The sequence below is a fragment of the Wylensekiella montiformis genome (assembly GCF_009697385.1).
In the GTDB taxonomy this organism is placed as follows: domain Bacteria; phylum Bacillota; class Negativicutes; order Selenomonadales; family Selenomonadaceae; genus Selenomonas_A; species Selenomonas_A montiformis.
Map to the genome: position 1 here is coordinate 61230 of NZ_VUNL01000010.1, position 16322 is coordinate 77551.

The window sequence follows — 16322 nt, forward strand, 5'->3', positions numbered from 1 at the left end:
GTCTGGTTTTCAGGGAAGGAGGAAGGAGAAGGATGAACGAAACCAATAAAAAAAGCAATGCGGTTCTGCAGGAGCCGTTTTCGGAAATTGGCCCGAAACTTCATCTGCTGCTGCACACAGGACAGCTGCTGATGGAAAACGGAGCGGACAGTGACCGCACAGTCCGCGATATGATGCGGGCTGCAGCGTTTATGGGAATCCCTAAGGACCGTATTCATCAGCATGTCATGTATACCACATTGATGCTCAATGTGAATGATGATACGCATACTTATACCGAGTTTCGGAAGTGTACGAAGCATGGGGTCAATATGACGACACTTTCTGCAGTAAGCAAGCTGACCTGGCGGGCGATGGCCCGAAAATACACTTTGGCGGAATTCAGTCGGCAGCTGGATCATATTCGCGATCTACCGCGGAACTATCCGGGTTGGATGACTGCGATGGGGGCAGGCGCAGCCTGCGGTGGTTTTTGCAAGCTTTTTGGCGGTACATGGGGCGACTTTTGGCTGACAGCGTCCTGTGCAGCGACGGGATTCTGGATTCGGCGCTGCTGCACAGGCTACGGGTTTAATCCCTATGCGGTCATCGCCATTACGTCTTTTATGACGACGATGATTGCCTGGGCTACGCAATTTCTGACCGGAGAGCTGAACTGGTATCCGCTGATTGCCTGTACTCTTTTTCTGGTTCCGGGGATTCCGCTCATCAATGCGGTAGACGATTTGTTGAATAATTTTATCGTATCTGGTATGACTCGGGCGATTCATACGCTGCTGGTTGTAGGCAGCATGACGTTTGGGATCATTACGGCAATCCGCCTGGGGGGCGTGACCGATTTTACCAGTGTCAGTCTCACGCCGGACACGATCTACGCATCACAGGCTCTTGCTGCGGCGATATCTTCAGTTGGTTTTTCCGTGATTTTTAATGTGCCGAAGCGCCTTCTTCCTGTGGTCGCAGTGGGCGGGATCATTACGGTTCTGGTTCGGAATGTGACGGTACTGCAATTCGGCTTTTCACAGGCAGCCGGGTCGTTTCTAGGGGCTGCTATCGTTGGCCTGCTGGCATTGAAAGCCATCCATTGGTTTCATGCGCCGAATATTGTCATGACAATCCCTTCAGCTATTCCGATGATACCGGGCGTTTTGCTGTACCGTCTTTTGTTTGCGCTGATCAATATTCGTTTTATCACATCTGCGGCTCTGCTGGATGGAATACGGAGCGGTGTGGAGGCGGTTATCATCATTATAGGGATTGCCGTTGGCGTAGCAATTCCGAATATCTTTATCCATCGATACATTCAGCAGCGGAAATTTGAAGATGAACAGCGTTTGCTGGCGCAGCGTGATGCCGAGTTAAGACGTTGAATAAGGAAAAGAGGACCGTATATTATCATGGGGAAAAGAACCATCGCTTTGAACCGTTGCCTGTGCCAGCAGGCGGGCGCCGACTGCCAGAAATGCCGTGATGTCTGCCCACGGGACGCCATTCAGGCGCATGAAGTCCTTGAAGACCGATGCGATGACTGCGGTCTTTGTACGGCGGTCTGTCCGACAGGCGCGATTTGTTCCGAGGTGGATTATGACCGCGCCTTGGAGAGGGTAGTTCATCTGACTCCTCCGGTGCTGATGTGCCGGAACATCGATCCGGATGGCATGATCTGTCTGGGGGCGATAAACGGCCGGCTGCTTTGGGGACTGGCTGCCGTTCAGCCTCTGTCCATCGATATTTCACGGTGCGCTTCATGCAAACCGGAGGTCTTTCGTCATTTGACACAGGAAATTTCTGACTGCAATGATGCGTTGCGGGCGGAGAAGCGAGAACCTGTCCGCTGCGTGCGTGTTCGGGGAATACCTGCGGAGGATCGCCAACCGGTGACGCGCCGGCGTTTTTTTTCTTCCTTTTTTTCTGCTGCGGCAGAGGGGCTCAGGGAAATTTCCGAGGCATCAGCCCGGCCGCTGTATGCTTTTGATCCGGTGAACTGGCTGACGCGACGGAATGCGCCAGCCGGGCCGGTTTTTCCTGATCTGTACATTCGTTCCTTTTGCAGCGGATGCGGGCTGTGTGCCGCGGTCTGCCCGGAGCATGCACTGGTTATTCGCCGACAGGAGAGCGGGTCGGTGGACTCGTCCTTCGATCCCGTCCGCTGTACAGGATGCGGCTTGTGCCAACAAAAATGCCCGTTGGGGGCGATTGAGCTGCATAGGCCCGTCATAAACGGCGGGAAGCGGGTATCTGAAAGAAAAGAGGCAGAGAGATGAATAAAAAACTTTTTCGTGCAGCTGCTTTTTTGACAGCTGGTGTTTTTTGGGCCGGAGCAGCAGGAGTTTCCTGTGCGGCAGATAAAATGCAAACGCCGGTATCGCCGGCCAAACAGGGAGAAAAGATTGAAATTCAGATGGAATATCTTGATGGACGCTATTTTAAGGAACGGGATATCGACCTGTATGATCTTCATCTTTACCGCCAATATTGCAAGGTTCATCATATTTCTCTGCACTATGGACTGACGGTGGAGCGGGCTGTCGGCGCGACGACCGAGCAAGGCATACGCCGCGATTCTCAGGCAGTGGGACTGGGACCGTCTTACATGATTCGCTGGGAAAAAGACTGGTCTTCCAAATGGTCCGGTTCGATTGATGGAACAGGAAGCATATTGGCGTACAATCACGCACATCCGGCCGGAGGAAGGGCGTTCGGTTTCCTTTGGCGTATTGGCCCGCGGCTTACCTATCATTGCAATGAATCGGATTCCGTCAGTCTGGCCTATTTGTTTCACCATTCTTCTAATGGCTTTAACTCGCATAATCCCGGATATAATGGTGTCGGATTCTCGCTTGGGTTTGCTCATCGCTTTTGAAAACGGGCTGCCCAGGATAGAAAAAACGGCTGCTCAGAATGGAAAAACCATTCCGGCAGCCGTTTTTATGTGCCGAGAGGATCTGTTTTCACCATATACCTCCGGTAATCAGAATTTGATGGAAAAGGTCTGTTCGTCCGGTACAAGCGGCATCTTTTCGACCTCGAGTTTTTCGACATTGATATAATAATTTCCCTTGCGGATTTCGTCGGCAAGAGACTGTACATTTTCTGCTGTCCCCTGAACTTCCATCCGCACACTGCCGTCTTCCATATTACGAATCCAGCCGGTTACATTGAGTTCATGGGCATGATCGGATACAAACTGGCGCAGTCCGACGCCTTGTACTTTTCCCGTTGCTTTGGCGGTATAACGTATTTTGTTTTCCATGAATAAAACCTCCTCAAGTGATAGATCAAAGCCTCCAACATGGTCAATTATATAACGAAATCGGTTAAAGTCAATGATGGAATGGGCGGTGTTTTTCTTTTTGGGGGGCTGACAGGCAGGTTTCATGCCACTGCGCGCATTTTTCTACAATCAGGCGGATCACCCAGGATGCCGGGCGCGTAGATTTTTCGTGAAACCATTGCTCAACGGTACGGCTGGGCGCGCCAAGGATCCGTTCACAATCGCGCGGTGTGATGCCCCAAAGTTCCCGCATCAGTTTCATCGGTTCATCGGCACAGGCGATCCGATCCAGTTCCACTGCTTTTTTCAGCTCATGAATGTCGACATCGAAGCCGGTCTTTCTCTGGAACCAGTTCGGCACGTCATCCCGTGTTACCTTTGGCATAGGTACGACCTCCTTCTTCCTTGCTTTGCGATATTCGACAGCCGCTATGGATATTCCTGCCGGCTGAATGTGCTGTTTTGAGCGCTGCTTTATCCGGCTTTGGACTTTTTTAGACAAGAGGTCAGAAGATATGTTATGATAAAAAGCAATGCGTGCATCGTTTATGCCATGATAAAATGAAACCGATGCTGACGGGTGCTTATCTCCTGCCTTAGAGGCGGGGGACTCAGAACCCGTTAGCATCGGTTAAAGCGAAAAATATGCTGGAGGGGTAGATCAGAATGGAGACAACGATTATCGGTATAGCAGGAGGAACTGGCTCCGGTAAATCGACTTTTACCAACCGATTGAAACAATACTTTGGAGATAACGTTACCGTGATATATCACGACAACTATTATAAACCGCATGATGACCTGCCGTTTTCCGAACGGCAGGATATGAATTACGATCATCCCGATGCACTGGAAACGGGATTGCTCGTTCGTCATCTGGAAGCTTTGAAGCAAGGCAAAAGCATTCGGTGTCCGGTCTATGATTTTACCCAGCACACGAGGTCGGATCGGACGATTTTGATCCAGCCAAGCCGTGTCATTCTTGTGGAAGGTATTTTGATTTTGCAAGATGAACGACTTCGGGAGCTCTTTGATATCAAGATTTTTGTCGAGGCAGACGCGGATGAACGCATTCTGCGCCGGGTCGTTCGCGATATGAACGAGCGGGGCCGGGAGTTGGAGAATATTATCGAGCAATATCTCATGACGGTCAAGCCCATGCATTATCTGTATGTTGCGCCGACCAAGAATGTTGCGGATCTCATCATCAACAGTGGGTTGAACGATGTGGCGTTTGACCTCGTAAAAACGAAAATCCAGCAGCTTTTGTCACAGGGATAACCTGTCATGATTCGCAGACAGGGTCTGTGATTTCCTCCAGTGTTTTTTGCTTGCTCTCTTTTCCAAGTATCAGAACGATTGCCGAGATTAAAACGAAAACGGAAGCAAACATCAGGAAAATGGTGCTCATATCCAGTGACTGGGCAAGCATCAGGCCAACGAGCATAGGCGCGATCATTCCGCCGATACGTCCGAAGCCGGCCGCCCAGCCGGAGCCAAGGGCACGAATTTTTGTCGGGTATTGCTCCGGCGTGTAGGTGTAAATAACGCCCCATGCACCGAGATTGAAGAAACTCATGGCAGCGCCCCAAATAAGAAGCGAGGACGCAGAATCCGCGTGCCCAAAGAAGAAACTGCAGATTCCGGACAGCAGCAGGAAAAGAGAAAGTGTGCCTTTGCGGCCAATGATGTCGACAAGCCAGGCGGCCGCATAATAACCGGGCAGCTGAGCGAGCGTCATGATCAGAACGTATTCGAATGTCTTGACCACGGCAAATCCCTGAGCAAATACAATGGAAGGAAGCCACATAAAGATACCGTAATAGCTGAATACAATGCCAAACCAGGCCAGCCATAGCATGATGGTACGCGTGCGAAAGGGCTTGCGCCACAGGGCGGCAAAACTGGCACCGGCTTTCGGCTGCTCACGTTCTGCCGGGCTCAGCTGAGCGGCAAAAGGATAACTTGCGACATGAAGCTTGCGTTCCAGCATGAGTATGATTTGTTTGGCTTCTTCGATGCGGCCGTGCGAAATCAGGAAGCGAACGGATTCCGGCATGTGGAGGCGGATCAGGAAGACGTAAAGCGCTGGCACCGTACCGATGACGAATGCAATCTGCCAGCCAAAGTGCGGAATCAGCAGATAAGCGATGCAGGCGGCAACGAGCCAGCCAATCCCCCAAAAGCTTTCGAGAAGGACAATAAAACGGCCGCGCAGATGACTGGGCGCATATTCACTCATGAGTGTGGCTGCGACGGGGAGCTCTCCGCCAAGACCGAAGCCGACCAAAAAGCGAAATACGAGCAGAGAGGAATAGTCCCAGGCCAACGCACATAATCCCGTTGAGACGCTGTATAAGATTACCGTGAGCGAAAAAACACGTTTGCGGCCGATCCGGTCAGCGATCGTGCCGGCGAGCACAGCGCCTAATGCCATGCCGATAAGACCGATAGATCCGATCCAGCCGGCCTGTGCGGGGGAAAGGCCCCAGTCTTTGGTCAGGACGGGAAGAACAAAAGCGATGAGTCCTGTATCCATCGAGTCAAAAAGCCAGCCGAGCCCGGTGACGATAAGAAGTTTGTATTGGAAGGAGCCTACTGGCAGCGCTTCCAGCCGTTCTAGAATCATAATAAGAATACCTCTTTTCCACATAATGGTTTTGAAACATGGGATATTACCGCATCGGACAGCAATGATTTTTTATCATCCTGTCATGACACATGTAATATATATTGTCTATTTTAAAGACTTTTGGAAATTTTTCAAGGAAAAATTTTCAAAAGTGATCGGAAGGGACAGATTTTCATCAAAATTATCGTCAGGAATTGGTGTTAATAAAAGACAGTCTTACCCCACAGGAAGAGGATGCGGATTATGAAGGATTCATGCAATACGAAGGCCATACACACCTTGGCAATTACGTCTTCTGCCATTTCCCGGTGAGCGAAGAGGGGCTGCGCGACTATCTGCGTGCAAAGCTTGCAGGGTACGATTGTCAGGCCGGCCTGACCCGTTTCAGGGAAGGAAATCTTTGCGTCAAGATACTGGCAAATGGCAGCGAACTCCTTGTCACTATGCAGGAGAGCATCAAAGGCTTTCAGAGGCAGCAAATCGGTTGATGTCCGAGCCCTGATGATGGCATTGGTCCTGTTGGCGGACGGGGTTCAAAAAATAGGGTCTATGACTTGTGCATCAGCACGAATCATAGACCCTATTTTTAGTCGGTTGATTGGCCCGGACGTTGCAGCATCAGAAGATACCGAGCACGTGCCAGTAGGTTTGAGCGAAGATGATCATCAGCAGGTAGCCGATGATGGTGAGCGGCAGGCCGACCTTGATGCAGTCCTTGGCCGAGAACGTCTCAGTCGAGAAGGCGAGGATGCCCTGCGGCGAGTTGACCGGCAGGATAAAGCCGAAGCTCACGGCGAACTGCAGGATCATGGTGATGCCGACGATGTTCAGCGCATCGTTGCCGAGTCCTTGCAGGACGGCAATCATGATCGGGATCATGGAAGAGGCTACGGCCGTCGCGCTCGCAAAGCCAAGGTGTACGATAATGAGGAACAGGGCGAGGATGGCAAAGACTATGAAGACGCTCAGGCCGGCCAGTCCGAAGACATCCGTGAGTTGATTGGCGAGCCAGGCGGCGGCCTTCGTCGAGAGCAGGGCAGAGCCCATGCTGATGCCGACGCCGAAGAGGATCAGCGTACCCCAGGAAATGTGTGACTGAGCTTCTTTCCAGTTCATGATGCCGATGCCCGGCAGCAGCATGAGTGTGACGGCGATGACCGTCGAGGTCGTCGTGTCGAACGGATGGAGCGTCTTCTCGGTCACCCAAAAGAATAGCAGCGCGAGCGAAATGACCATGAGTTTTTTCTCGGATGGTTTCATGGGGCCGAGGGCTGCGCGTTCTTTGCGGACGGTCTCATCGCCGCCCGCTACTTCCATCGTTTCCGGCGGAAGCATCTTGAGGCAGACGAAATAGAGGATAACGGACATGATGATGGCATATGGTGCCGCTGCGATGAACCACTCGGCCCACGAGATTGTCGCGCCGAGCTGCTTCTCGATGAAGCCGAGCGCGACCATGTTCTGGGCGGCCGCCGTCTTGATACCGATGTTCCAGATGCTGGCCGCCTGGATGGTCGCGACCATGAGCAGGGCGGCGAAGCGGCTGTCCTTTTTCATCTTAAAAGCTGAGATGATGCCGAGTACGATCGGCACGATGCAGCCAACACGTGCCGTGGTGCTCGGCACGAAGAACGCGAGGATGAAGCCGACGAAAATCATGCCGGCGAGGATGCGGTTCGTCTTCGCACCGACCTTCGAGAGGATGAAGAGTGCGATGCGCCGATCAAGTCCCGTATGCATCATCGCCGCCGCGAGGAAGAGCGCCGCGCCGACGAGTACGGCTCCATTGCTCGTGATGCCGCCGAATGACATGCCGACAGCTTTTGAGGTACCCAGCAGCTTTGCCGGGGCCTGTGGATTCGGACTCATGCCGAGGCAGAGAATCATCAGTGTCGCGATGATGGCGGCACTGACCGGGTAGCTGACCGCCTCCGTGATCCAGACGACGATAGCAAAGATCAGGATACCCAGCATACGATGACCGGCCGTCGTCAGATCTGTCGGCGTCGGCAACAGGAAGATGACCAGCATCGCCAGGATTGCGAAGAGCAGCCCGTACTTCTTAGAAAAAGAAACCGTACTTTTTTCATTCGACATGATATTCACCCCCATGTAATATAATCATACGAGATATTCTTTATAGTACTACTATTCATCGCAACGGGGGGATATTCCTTTTTGAACTGGGAAAGTGTATTGTATACAAGGATGATGTTTTTCCGATTACAGGCTTCGAATATGCTGAGTTCATGCAGAATCGGCATGAACTTCTTGCTATAACGTGTCAGACGTATGAGTGCGAGCTTGCTAGAATACAGAGACAGCGCAGGGATACGGTATATTTTCTTGTACAGGGGAAGAGGTCTGCGGTGTATTTTCTTTTTGCAGCATACCTGTTATGATAGTGATGCTGTAGGAAGACATGATGAGTTTGATTGGAGCAAGAGCATGCACGATATTTGGAATCCCTGGCATGGCTGTGTGCGCGTCAGCCCGGGCTGTGCCAATTGTTATATGTACTTCCTTGACCGGCAGCGCGGGCAGGACGGCTGCCGGATTTATCGTACCGGAACGTTTGATTACCCGCTGCAGCGTGATCGGAACGGGCGGTATCGCGTGCGGTCAGGTGAGCTCATCCGCGTTTGCATGACTTCGGACTTTTTTCTGGCGGAAGCAGACTCGTGGCGGGCGGAGGCTTGGAATATCATGTATCAGCGGCCGGATGTTATCTTTTTCCTGTTGACGAAACGGCCGGAACGTATCCGTGCGCATTTGCCGGATGATTGGGGCAGGGGATGGGATAATATCTGGCTCAATGTCACTTGTGAAAATCAGGAGATGGCGGATGTGCGTCTTCCTGTTTTTTTGAACATCCCCGCGAAGCACAGGGGCATCATGTGTGCGCCTTTGATCGGTCCTGTGAGCCTTAGACTGTATCTGGCGAGCGGTGCGATCGAGCAGGTTATTTGTGGTGGTGAAAATTACGGCGGTGCACGGCCCTGTCATTACGAATGGGTAAAAACGCTGCACGACGAATGTCTTGCGCATCAGACGGCGTTTTCTTTCATTGAGACGGGAACGCACTTTGTTAAGGATGGCCGTTTATATCATATCAGGAGCAAGCAGCGTCAGGCGGAGCAGGCATATCGTTCGGGTCTGAGCTTCGGCCATCTGCCGGCGTTTGCGCTGAAGACGCCACTCGGTTTTCCGTTGCAGTCTTCGGATTGTTATCAGCCTGTGTATGACGGTCCAAACTGCCCGCACTGCGGCAGCCGGCGCATCTGCAACGGATGCAGTCACTGCGGAAAATGCCATACGTGAAGATGGTTTGCAAGATGAGACAGATAGCTCTATAATTTAAGAGAATTATATGTTGCAAAGGAACAGGTGATCATATCATGGAAATGAACGACAGGGCTGAAAAGGCTGTGGGGTATAAACACGGGGACTGCAACTGCGCGCAGGCGGTACTGCTGGCTTTTGCGGATGAACTCGGAAGGCCGGAAGAGGAGCTTCGGGCGCTCGGCTCGGGCTTTGGCATGGGCATGGGCTGTACGGAGGCGACGTGTGGTGCGCTCTGCGGTGCGGGCATGGTCATGGGACTCATGAGCAAGAGCGGCAGGCCGACGGCGGCCATCATGCGCGATATCCTGCACGAGTTTGAGGAAAAAGCCGGTGCCACCATCTGCAAGGACCTCAAGGGCATCGAGACGGGCAGGATGCTCTGCTCCTGTGACGATTGCGTGCGCCACGCCGTCCGTGCCGTAGAGCAGCGCCTTTGAGGAGTGTACATATGGAACTGAAAAAGATTGATTTCCCGCTGACGGTATGCAAGCTGGATGCGATGGAGAAGGTAGATATGAAGGCAGACTTCTTCTTCCTGGCAAAGACGGATGAAGAGCTCTCACTGGTCTGCAAGACTGAGGATACGCCGGCTCAGACGACGGCGCGTGAAGATGGCTGGCGTGCCTTCCGCATCGAGGGAACGCTTGATTTCTCGCTTATCGGCATTTTGTCTAAACTTTCTACAACCCTTGCTGAGCACAAGATAGGACTCTTTGCCGTATCTACCTACAACACGGACTACATCCTGGTCAAGGAAGAGAACTTCGCGCGGGCGATGGCTGTCCTGCAGGAAAGCGGCTATGTGATCAAATGAACGAGGTTTGATTCGTGATGGATCCGTTCCGATAAAAATGACTCTCGTACAGATATCCCTTGAGGATATGGACGAGAGTCATTTTTATTTTTTGCGGTTGGCCGACCGAAAGTGCTGCGGTGCCATTCCCGTCGTCCGGTGGAAGATCTTGGTGAAGTAGCTGATGTCGTGGAAGCCTGTCGCTATGGCAATCTCGCTGGAGGTCATATCGGTGGACACGAGAAGAGACGATGCCCGTTGGATACGGTAGTTCTTCTGGTAGTTCATCGGCGAGGTCCCGACGGTCTTCTTGAAGCTCCGCAGCAAGACGCTTTCGCTGCAGGCGGAAAGATTCATCAAGGTCTGGTTCGAGATGGTCTCTGCGTAATGCTGCTCGATGTACTGCAGGAGCAGCTTCATCCGCTCGAGCAGCTGGGCGTCGCGCGGCGCCGGGGAAGGGGCGGAGGGAAGGTTCTGGCACAGGATGTGCAGTGCCTTGGAGAGCGCATAGCGCGCTTCAATCGCGTAGGCTTCGCTCTCCTGCGTGATGGCGTCCCAGGCATGCATCATCAGCTGGGCAATCGCCGTGTGCCAGGTTTTGCTGCCGTCCATGAGCAGAAAAGACAGGTCATGCCTGCCGTAGAAGGGGAGGATCAGCTCCTGCCAGTAGCACGATTGCGGTGAGTCTGCAATCAGGTCGGGGTGAACGACGAGAGAGCGCAGGACGCTCGGACTTTGTGGCGCGCGTTCTACCGCATGCAGCACGCCCGCGTTGATCAGGATGGAAGCGCCGGGCGGCAGTGAGAGGTCCTCTGTGCCGACACGAAGCTGGATGGTCCCCTTGACGGCAAGGATGTATTCGAATTCGTCGTGCCAGTGAATGGGGACATCGGTGCCCCCATGTCATCTTCGTAGCAGGCGACAGGGAAGAGCAGACTGCCGTGTTGCGTCTCTTCCTTTTTGTTTTGATCGGTATGCACATTGCAGAGCGAGATGGTCATACTCAGCAAGGGCATCTCGGCGGAACAGGCGGCGAGCTTCGGCGCGATGTTCTTTATCGGCATCACGGTGGGGCGCGCCATCAACGGCTTCCTCGCGATGCGCATGCACGACGAGAGTATGATCCGGATGGGGCAGGTGCTGATCCTGCTCGGCATCGTGACCGTGATGCTCCCTGCGAGCGACACGGTCGTGCTGGCCGGCCTGATTCTGATCGGCCTCGGCTGTGCGCCGATCTACCTGCTCGTGCTCTTAGCGCTCATGGTATTCATGCACGAGCGCCTCATCCAGAAGCCCCGCTGAGACAAGCGGCTGACAAGTGAAAGGAGACATACCATTGTACGCAGATTACCATTTACACAGCGAATTCTCCGATGATTCCCGAGAGAGAATGGAGAGTCAGGTTCGGAAGGCCATCGAACTGGGGCTGAATGAAATGTGCTTTACCGACCATGTGGACTACGGCATCAAGCGCGACTGGGATGACCCGCGCGGTATCGAGTGGCGGCAAGGCGACGGCATCTCTTCAGGGACTGCGGAGCGTGAACCACTCGCCAATGTCGATTATCCGCGCTATTTTGCCAAGTTGGCATTTATGCGGGCTGCCTATGGCAACAAGATCGTCATCCGCTCGGGGCTGGAGTTCGGCATCCAGTCCATCACGGTGGCCGATTATGAGCGCCTGTTTGCCAAGTATCAGGACGAGCTCGACTTCGTGCTGTTCTCCATGCATCAGGTCGACAATCAGGAATTCTGGTCGCAGGACTTTCAGCGCGGCCGCAGCCAGCAGGAGTACAATGAGGCGTATTACGAAGAAATCCTGAAGACGATGAAGGTCTTTAAACACTATTCCGTCCTGGCACACCTCGACCTTTTGGTGCGCTACGACAAAGCGGGCGTCTACCCGTTTGCCAAGGTGAAGGACCTCGTGGCCGAGATCCTCAGGCAGGCCATCAAAGATGGCAAGGGCATTGAGGTCAACACCTCGTCCTGGCACTATGGTCTCGCGGACACACAGCCGAGCCGTGATATCCTGCGCCTCTACAAAGACCTTGGCGGGCGCATCATCACGGTCGGCTCGGATGCGCATCAGACCTCCTATCTGGCGGACCACATCAAGGACGCCTATACGATTCTTCGCGATGAGATCGGCTTCAAAGAGATTGCGACGTTTGAGTATATGCAGCCAGTTTTTCACAAGCTTTGATGATTTCATGGATTGACAGCAGGCAGTTGTATCTGCTATACTGATATTGCAAACAAATAGCGAAGGGGAGTAATCTCTCGGCTGGCCTGTCAACAAGCATGCCGCGTGAGCGGCTGGCAGCAGCGTTACGCGTTTCATGATGTAACAGGTGAGACTTTCGCATGATACCCGGTTTCGGATACCATGCGGAAGTCTCTTTTTGTTTATGATGTATGTTTTAGGAAGAAAGGAATCTACACCATGGAAATCTTATCGATGCAATTCCTCATGGCTCTCGGGACCATCGTCCTGATGGACCTGCTGCTCGGCGGCGACAATGCCGTCGTCATCGCGATGGCGGCGAACAAGCTGCCGGAGAATCTGCGCAAGAAGGCAATCCTCATCGGCACGGCCGGTGCTGTCATCATCCGCCTCGTCATGACGCTCGTGGCCGTATGGCTCTTGACTATCCCCTACCTGCAGGCCATCGGCGGACTGATTCTTCTGCCGATTGCTGTGAAGCTGCTCGTGCCGGAGAAGAAGGACGAGCACGTTAAGGCGTCAGACAGCCTCATGGGCGCCGTCAAGACCATCATCATCGCCGATGCCGCGATGGGCGTTGACAATGTGCTGGCCATCGCCGGTGCATCGCACGGCAGCTTCGTGCTCGTCGTCCTCGGTTTCCTCATCAGCATCCCGATTATCGTGGGCGGCAGCACGCTGATTGGCAAGATCATGGACCGCTTCCCCGTTGTGCTCTACGCGGGCGCCGGCCTTCTCGGGTGGACGGCAGGCTCCATGATTGCCCATGACAAGATCTTTGGCACGATGATCACGAGCGCCATCGGCGACTGGGCAGGCATCGCCATCCAGACCGTCCTCGCCGCAGGCGTCATCCTCATAGGCTTTGCCATGAGCCGCCGCGCCAAGAGCCAGACGGCTTGAGCCTAGAGAAAAACCTGCCCTCACCTTGATGGTGAAGGCAGGTTTTTTTATGGCCAGGCGATACCGTCGCCATAGAAGTCACTGGGATGATCTGCAGTCTGGACGGTCATGAGGACAGGCATATCGACCTGTGCGGCAATCCACTTCTGCAAGCGGTCGGCTTCTTCTGGGCGGAGCGGCTCTTTGACGATGACTTCGACCATGAAGCGCTTGTGGTCCACTTTGTTCTCCGTTTTTGACTGATCCTTCTGGGGCGTTACGGATGTCAATGTGCCGCCCTGGATGGACAGGACCTCAGGGAAGAGAAGGGGGGCCTGCTGGGTGAGGAGCTCGATGGTCTGCTGGTCTGCGCTCGCGCGCTTGTAGGCCGGGTAATACTGCGCGGAGAGATTTTTGTAGGAGACTTTCTTTTCAGAAGAGTTTTGCTTTTCGAGCCGCGCATTGATGAGGTTTTGGACTTGCTCGCGGTCGAGTTCGCGCTGCCCCTGAATGACGACGAGCTCGAGGTCTTGGAGCCTGTTGCGCGCGTGCAGTTCGTCCTGAAGGGCATCAATCTCTTTCTCGGTCAGCAGCGTACCTACGAGATCGACGGTGAGGACGTGGTCCTTTACGGTGTAGGAGACGACGCTCGTCGTCTGGAAGTCCATGTCCTCGCTGATGAAGCTCTTGACCTGCATGTCGCGCAGATTCTCCTCGACCATCTGATAGGCGAGATAGATGCTCGGCGCCGTGATCAAGATGCCGAGAGCCGCCAGAATGATTCGCTGCCGCTGGAATTGTGAGGCTGCGACATCACCATGCGATGGGACACCGAGGACTTTGAAGACGAGGAAGGCTGCGAGTGCGATGAAGAAGGCATTGATGAAAAAGAGGTACATCGCGCCGAGGAAGAAGGGGTAATGGCCAGATGCCAGCCCGTATCCGGCTGTGCAGAGCGGAGGCATCAGAGCGGTAGCGATGGCTACGCCGGGGATGACATTGCTCTTTTCCTGACGCGTATTGCCGACGGCCCCTGCAATGCCGCCGCACAGGGCGACGATGACATCCCAGATGGTAGGCGAGGTGCGTGCCAGAAGTTCGTCCGTCGAGTAGGCCAGCGGCGAGATGGCGAAGTAGAGGGAGGCCGTCAGGATGGCGAATCCCACCTGGAAGGCGAGCTTGATCATGGACTGACGGATGAAGTGTACATCGTATGTGGCCATGCCGTACCCGATGGCCACGATCCCGCCCATGAGCGGGGAGATCAGCATGGCGCCGATGATGACGGCGACGCTGTTCATGTTCAGGCCGACACAGGCAATCATGATGGCCATGACGAGGACGATGAGATTCGTCCCCGATACCGTCGCATCCGCAAGGATGCGCTGGTTGATTTCTTGGATGGAGGCGGCGCCTCCCTTTAGATTGAATAGATCACGCCACATCATTTTCTCACATCACCTTTCACAGGAGAGATTACGTCTCATCGTTCTTCTTGTCGAATAGGTACAGATTATGCTTGCTGTTGGCAATCATGCGGATATAGCGCTCGTACTGGCGCAGGACATCGGTCAGCAGTTCCTCGCGGCGCATGCACTTGAGGCTGTAGCCGCGCCTGCCAGTGCTTGCCGTCCCAGTAGGCCGTACTCTTGGAGAGATTCCGGCTGAAATACGAGTCATCTACCCAGAGGCCGCGCAGCAGGCAGAAGGCCATGACGACCATGATGAGGGAGAACGGCAGTGCCATGATGACCGTCATCCAGAGCAGATTGAAGACGGTCGGGATCAGCAGGACACAGACGACGAATTCACGGATCGTGCGCCCGCGGGAAATCTTGGCGATGAACAGGCCGACGAACGGTGCCCAGGAAATCCACCAGACCCAGTACATGATGGTCCAGCTCGTGAACCACTCTTCCTTGGTGCTCTTATAGGCAAAAGTGCGGAAGGACAGCTCTACGATGTGCGTTAAGTAGTAGCCGATGTTCTCGGTAAAAGAAGGCCACGCTGAGAATGTAGATCCAGCTGAAGGAGTTGAACAGTTCCTGCTTGAGGAAGGTCAGGACGGCATTCGCGCCCTCAGGCACCATGATGCATCCCAGTGCAACCGATGCAATGATGATAAGACTCGGTATAACGATATTTTTCTGTAAATTCGTCCGATACAATAAAAAGCCCCCTTATAAAGAAATAGACGAAGCCTGTTGGTGAACAGACTCCGCCTTGTAATCCAATATGTTTTCTCTAGTATATCAGATTTACGGATCGAATGCAAATTGTAGTATTTATTTGGCATAGTGTAAATTTACAAGGCGTGGTGGATCGTATTCGCTGCTGTGATGGCCGCTTATCCAATCCGGGCATAGAGATCGTCGGCGAATAAAGGTGGTATAGTTTGATGCAAAGGATAAAAGCTGGGAGGATGACATAAAAAATTCTCCTCATGTAAAACGATGTAGTTCGTTCGATGTCTTGGTTTTGCTTTCATTCTATGATAGACTTCGAGATGAGGAAAATGGCAGGTAAGCGTGTTGGGAGGAGTAGTATGGACAAGATCATCTGGCCGGACGGCAAATGCCGCTGTTTCTGGGCCAATCCGAAGAATGAACGCTACGTGCGCTATCACGATGAGGAATGGGGGCGGCCCGAGCATGACGACGGCAGGCTTTTTGAGATGCTGCTCTTAGAATGCTTTCAGGCAGGACTCTCGTGGGAATGTATTTTAAACAAGCGCGAAGGCTTTCGACAAGCGTTTGCGGATTTTCATCTGGATGATGTCTGTGCGTTTACGGAAGAGGATGTCGAGCGGTTGATGCAGGATGCCGCCATCATCCGGCACCGCCGCAAGATTGAGGCGGCCGTCTGCAATGCGCGGGTGTTTCGCGAGATCCGGCAAGAGTTTGGAAGTTTTGACCGTTACCTCTGGCAGTGGACGGAGGGAGAGGTTGTGCATGAGCGCGGCCGGACCACCTCGGCCCTTTCTAATGTGCTGTCCAAGGATCTCAAGAAGCGCGGTATGAAATTCGTCGGCTCGACCACGATTTACTCGTACCTGCAGGCCGTCGGCGTCATCGAGTCGCACGAGCCGGACTGCTTTCTGTCTGGAGTTCAGGATGTTTATCAGACATAACTGGTGATGCAGTATCCATCGTGATATACTAAATATGGT

General features: G+C 53.5%; 18 protein-coding genes and 1 pseudogene. 12 read left to right on the plus strand and 7 right to left on the minus strand.

Features of this window, described 5'->3' with window-relative positions; all coding sequences use genetic code 11:
- The first annotated feature begins 32 nt into the window (after positions 1-32).
- From FYJ78_RS09420 to FYJ78_RS09430, 3 genes are read left to right on the plus strand one after another with little or no spacing between them, the layout of a single operon-like run.
- Positions 33-1370 (plus strand): threonine/serine exporter family protein, encoded by a 1338-nt coding sequence (locus FYJ78_RS09420; RefSeq protein WP_154621140.1) that lies wholly within the window; start codon positions 33-35, stop codon positions 1368-1370.
- A gap of 27 nt (positions 1371-1397) precedes the next feature.
- Entirely contained in the window at positions 1398-2264 is an 867-nt protein-coding gene (locus FYJ78_RS09425; protein ID WP_154621141.1) for a 4Fe-4S binding protein, read from the plus strand.
- Positions 2261-2863 carry an acyloxyacyl hydrolase gene (locus FYJ78_RS09430; RefSeq protein ID WP_154621142.1) on the plus strand — a complete coding sequence of 201 codons (603 nt, stop codon included), beginning with the start codon at positions 2261-2263 and terminating at the stop codon, positions 2861-2863. Before FYJ78_RS09425 ends, FYJ78_RS09430 begins: the two co-directional genes overlap by 4 nt.
- A gap of 108 nt (positions 2864-2971) precedes the next feature.
- Here the strand turns inward: FYJ78_RS09430 and FYJ78_RS09435 are convergent, their stop codons facing one another.
- Positions 2972-3253 (minus strand): acylphosphatase, encoded by a 282-nt coding sequence (locus FYJ78_RS09435; RefSeq protein WP_154621143.1) that lies wholly within the window; start codon positions 3251-3253, stop codon positions 2972-2974.
- A 70-nt stretch (positions 3254-3323) separates the two neighbouring features.
- Positions 3324-3659 carry a hypothetical protein gene (locus FYJ78_RS09440; RefSeq protein WP_154621144.1) on the minus strand — a complete coding sequence of 112 codons (336 nt, stop codon included), beginning with the start codon at positions 3657-3659 and terminating at the stop codon, positions 3324-3326.
- Positions 3660-3940: 281 nt separating this feature from the next.
- Here FYJ78_RS09440 and udk point away from each other — a divergent pair, with 281 nt between their 5' ends.
- On the plus strand, positions 3941-4555 hold the full coding sequence (udk, locus tag FYJ78_RS09445; protein WP_154621145.1) for a uridine kinase: 615 nt from the start codon (positions 3941-3943) through the stop codon (positions 4553-4555).
- 4 nt (positions 4556-4559) lie between these two features.
- On the opposite strand, the gene FYJ78_RS09450 is transcribed toward udk, so the two are convergent.
- A complete protein-coding gene (locus FYJ78_RS09450) occupies positions 4560-5903 on the minus strand; it encodes an MFS transporter (protein ID WP_154621146.1) in 1344 nt (447 codons plus the stop codon).
- Between the two features lie 200 nt (positions 5904-6103).
- Between FYJ78_RS09450 and FYJ78_RS09455 the strand changes: the two genes are divergently transcribed.
- Positions 6104-6394, plus strand: a complete 291-nt coding sequence (locus FYJ78_RS09455; RefSeq protein ID WP_195847940.1) for a hypothetical protein — start codon at positions 6104-6106, stop codon at positions 6392-6394.
- Positions 6395-6524: 130 nt separating this feature from the next.
- On the opposite strand, the gene FYJ78_RS09460 is transcribed toward FYJ78_RS09455, so the two are convergent.
- Positions 6525-8003 carry a DASS family sodium-coupled anion symporter gene (locus tag FYJ78_RS09460; protein ID WP_195847941.1) on the minus strand — a complete coding sequence of 493 codons (1479 nt, stop codon included), beginning with the start codon at positions 8001-8003 and terminating at the stop codon, positions 6525-6527.
- A 351-nt stretch (positions 8004-8354) separates the two neighbouring features.
- Here FYJ78_RS09460 and FYJ78_RS09465 point away from each other — a divergent pair, with 351 nt between their 5' ends.
- The 3 genes from FYJ78_RS09465 to FYJ78_RS09475 all read left to right on the plus strand — a co-directional run bounded on the left by FYJ78_RS09465 (position 8355) and on the right by FYJ78_RS09475 (position 10065).
- Complete coding sequence (locus tag FYJ78_RS09465) at positions 8355-9227, plus strand: DUF5131 family protein (RefSeq protein WP_154621148.1); 873 nt, start codon at positions 8355-8357, stop codon at positions 9225-9227.
- A gap of 77 nt (positions 9228-9304) precedes the next feature.
- Positions 9305-9688: a C-GCAxxG-C-C family protein gene (locus FYJ78_RS09470; RefSeq protein WP_154621149.1), complete on the plus strand. Its 384-nt coding sequence runs from the start codon at positions 9305-9307 to the stop codon at positions 9686-9688.
- 11 nt (positions 9689-9699) lie between these two features.
- On the plus strand, positions 9700-10065 hold the full coding sequence (locus FYJ78_RS09475) for an ACT domain-containing protein (RefSeq protein WP_154621150.1): 366 nt from the start codon (positions 9700-9702) through the stop codon (positions 10063-10065).
- An 84-nt stretch (positions 10066-10149) separates the two neighbouring features.
- On the opposite strand, the gene FYJ78_RS13140 is transcribed toward FYJ78_RS09475, so the two are convergent.
- Complete coding sequence (locus FYJ78_RS13140; protein ID WP_328597699.1) at positions 10150-10926, minus strand: AraC family transcriptional regulator; 777 nt, start codon at positions 10924-10926, stop codon at positions 10150-10152.
- 111 nt (positions 10927-11037) lie between these two features.
- Between FYJ78_RS13140 and FYJ78_RS09485 the strand changes: the two genes are divergently transcribed.
- The 3 genes from FYJ78_RS09485 (at position 11038) to FYJ78_RS09495 (ending at position 13174) form a co-directional block, all read left to right on the plus strand.
- Positions 11038-11346: a hypothetical protein gene (locus FYJ78_RS09485; protein ID WP_195847942.1), complete on the plus strand. Its 309-nt coding sequence runs from the start codon at positions 11038-11040 to the stop codon at positions 11344-11346.
- A 34-nt stretch (positions 11347-11380) separates the two neighbouring features.
- Complete coding sequence (locus FYJ78_RS09490; RefSeq protein WP_154621151.1) at positions 11381-12250, plus strand: histidinol-phosphatase HisJ family protein; 870 nt, start codon at positions 11381-11383, stop codon at positions 12248-12250.
- Positions 12251-12490: 240 nt separating this feature from the next.
- Positions 12491-13174 (plus strand): TerC family protein, encoded by a 684-nt coding sequence (locus tag FYJ78_RS09495; protein WP_154621152.1) that lies wholly within the window; start codon positions 12491-12493, stop codon positions 13172-13174.
- A 47-nt stretch (positions 13175-13221) separates the two neighbouring features.
- On the opposite strand, the gene FYJ78_RS09500 is transcribed toward FYJ78_RS09495, so the two are convergent.
- Positions 13222-14601, minus strand: coding sequence for a DUF389 domain-containing protein (locus tag FYJ78_RS09500; protein WP_154621153.1), 1380 nt, complete (start codon positions 14599-14601; stop codon positions 13222-13224).
- 359 nt (positions 14602-14960) lie between these two features.
- Positions 14961-15137 (minus strand): annotated as a pseudogene (locus tag FYJ78_RS13175) (BCCT family transporter); the annotation flags it as partial.
- Between the two features lie 561 nt (positions 15138-15698).
- Here FYJ78_RS13175 and FYJ78_RS09510 point away from each other — a divergent pair.
- Positions 15699-16283, plus strand: coding sequence for a DNA-3-methyladenine glycosylase I (locus FYJ78_RS09510; RefSeq protein ID WP_154621154.1), 585 nt, complete (start codon positions 15699-15701; stop codon positions 16281-16283).
- Positions 16284-16322: the final 39 nt, after the last annotated feature.

Excerpts from the sequence above, each read along its gene's own strand:
- FYJ78_RS09420 (WP_154621140.1), top strand. The coding sequence starts at position 33 with ATGAACGAAACCAATAAAAAAAGCAATGCGGTTCTGCAGGAGCCGTTT.
- FYJ78_RS09425 (WP_154621141.1), top strand. The coding sequence starts at position 1,398 with ATGGGGAAAAGAACCATCGCTTTGAACCGTTGCCTGTGCCAGCAGGCG.
- FYJ78_RS09430 (WP_154621142.1), top strand. The coding sequence starts at position 2,261 with ATGAATAAAAAACTTTTTCGTGCAGCTGCTTTTTTGACAGCTGGTGTT.
- FYJ78_RS09435 (WP_154621143.1), bottom strand. The coding sequence starts at position 3,253 with ATGGAAAACAAAATACGTTATACCGCCAAAGCAACGGGAAAAGTACAA.
- FYJ78_RS09440 (WP_154621144.1), bottom strand. The coding sequence starts at position 3,659 with ATGCCAAAGGTAACACGGGATGACGTGCCGAACTGGTTCCAGAGAAAG.
- udk (WP_154621145.1), top strand. The coding sequence starts at position 3,941 with ATGGAGACAACGATTATCGGTATAGCAGGAGGAACTGGCTCCGGTAAA.
- FYJ78_RS09450 (WP_154621146.1), bottom strand. The coding sequence starts at position 5,903 with ATGATTCTAGAACGGCTGGAAGCGCTGCCAGTAGGCTCCTTCCAATAC.
- FYJ78_RS09460 (WP_195847941.1), bottom strand. The coding sequence starts at position 8,003 with ATGTCGAATGAAAAAAGTACGGTTTCTTTTTCTAAGAAGTACGGGCTG.
- FYJ78_RS09465 (WP_154621148.1), top strand. The coding sequence starts at position 8,355 with ATGCACGATATTTGGAATCCCTGGCATGGCTGTGTGCGCGTCAGCCCG.
- FYJ78_RS09470 (WP_154621149.1), top strand. The coding sequence starts at position 9,305 with ATGGAAATGAACGACAGGGCTGAAAAGGCTGTGGGGTATAAACACGGG.
- FYJ78_RS09475 (WP_154621150.1), top strand. The coding sequence starts at position 9,700 with ATGGAACTGAAAAAGATTGATTTCCCGCTGACGGTATGCAAGCTGGAT.
- FYJ78_RS09485 (WP_195847942.1), top strand. The coding sequence starts at position 11,038 with ATGGTCATACTCAGCAAGGGCATCTCGGCGGAACAGGCGGCGAGCTTC.
- FYJ78_RS09495 (WP_154621152.1), top strand. The coding sequence starts at position 12,491 with ATGGAAATCTTATCGATGCAATTCCTCATGGCTCTCGGGACCATCGTC.
- FYJ78_RS09500 (WP_154621153.1), bottom strand. The coding sequence starts at position 14,601 with ATGATGTGGCGTGATCTATTCAATCTAAAGGGAGGCGCCGCCTCCATC.
- FYJ78_RS09510 (WP_154621154.1), top strand. The coding sequence starts at position 15,699 with ATGGACAAGATCATCTGGCCGGACGGCAAATGCCGCTGTTTCTGGGCC.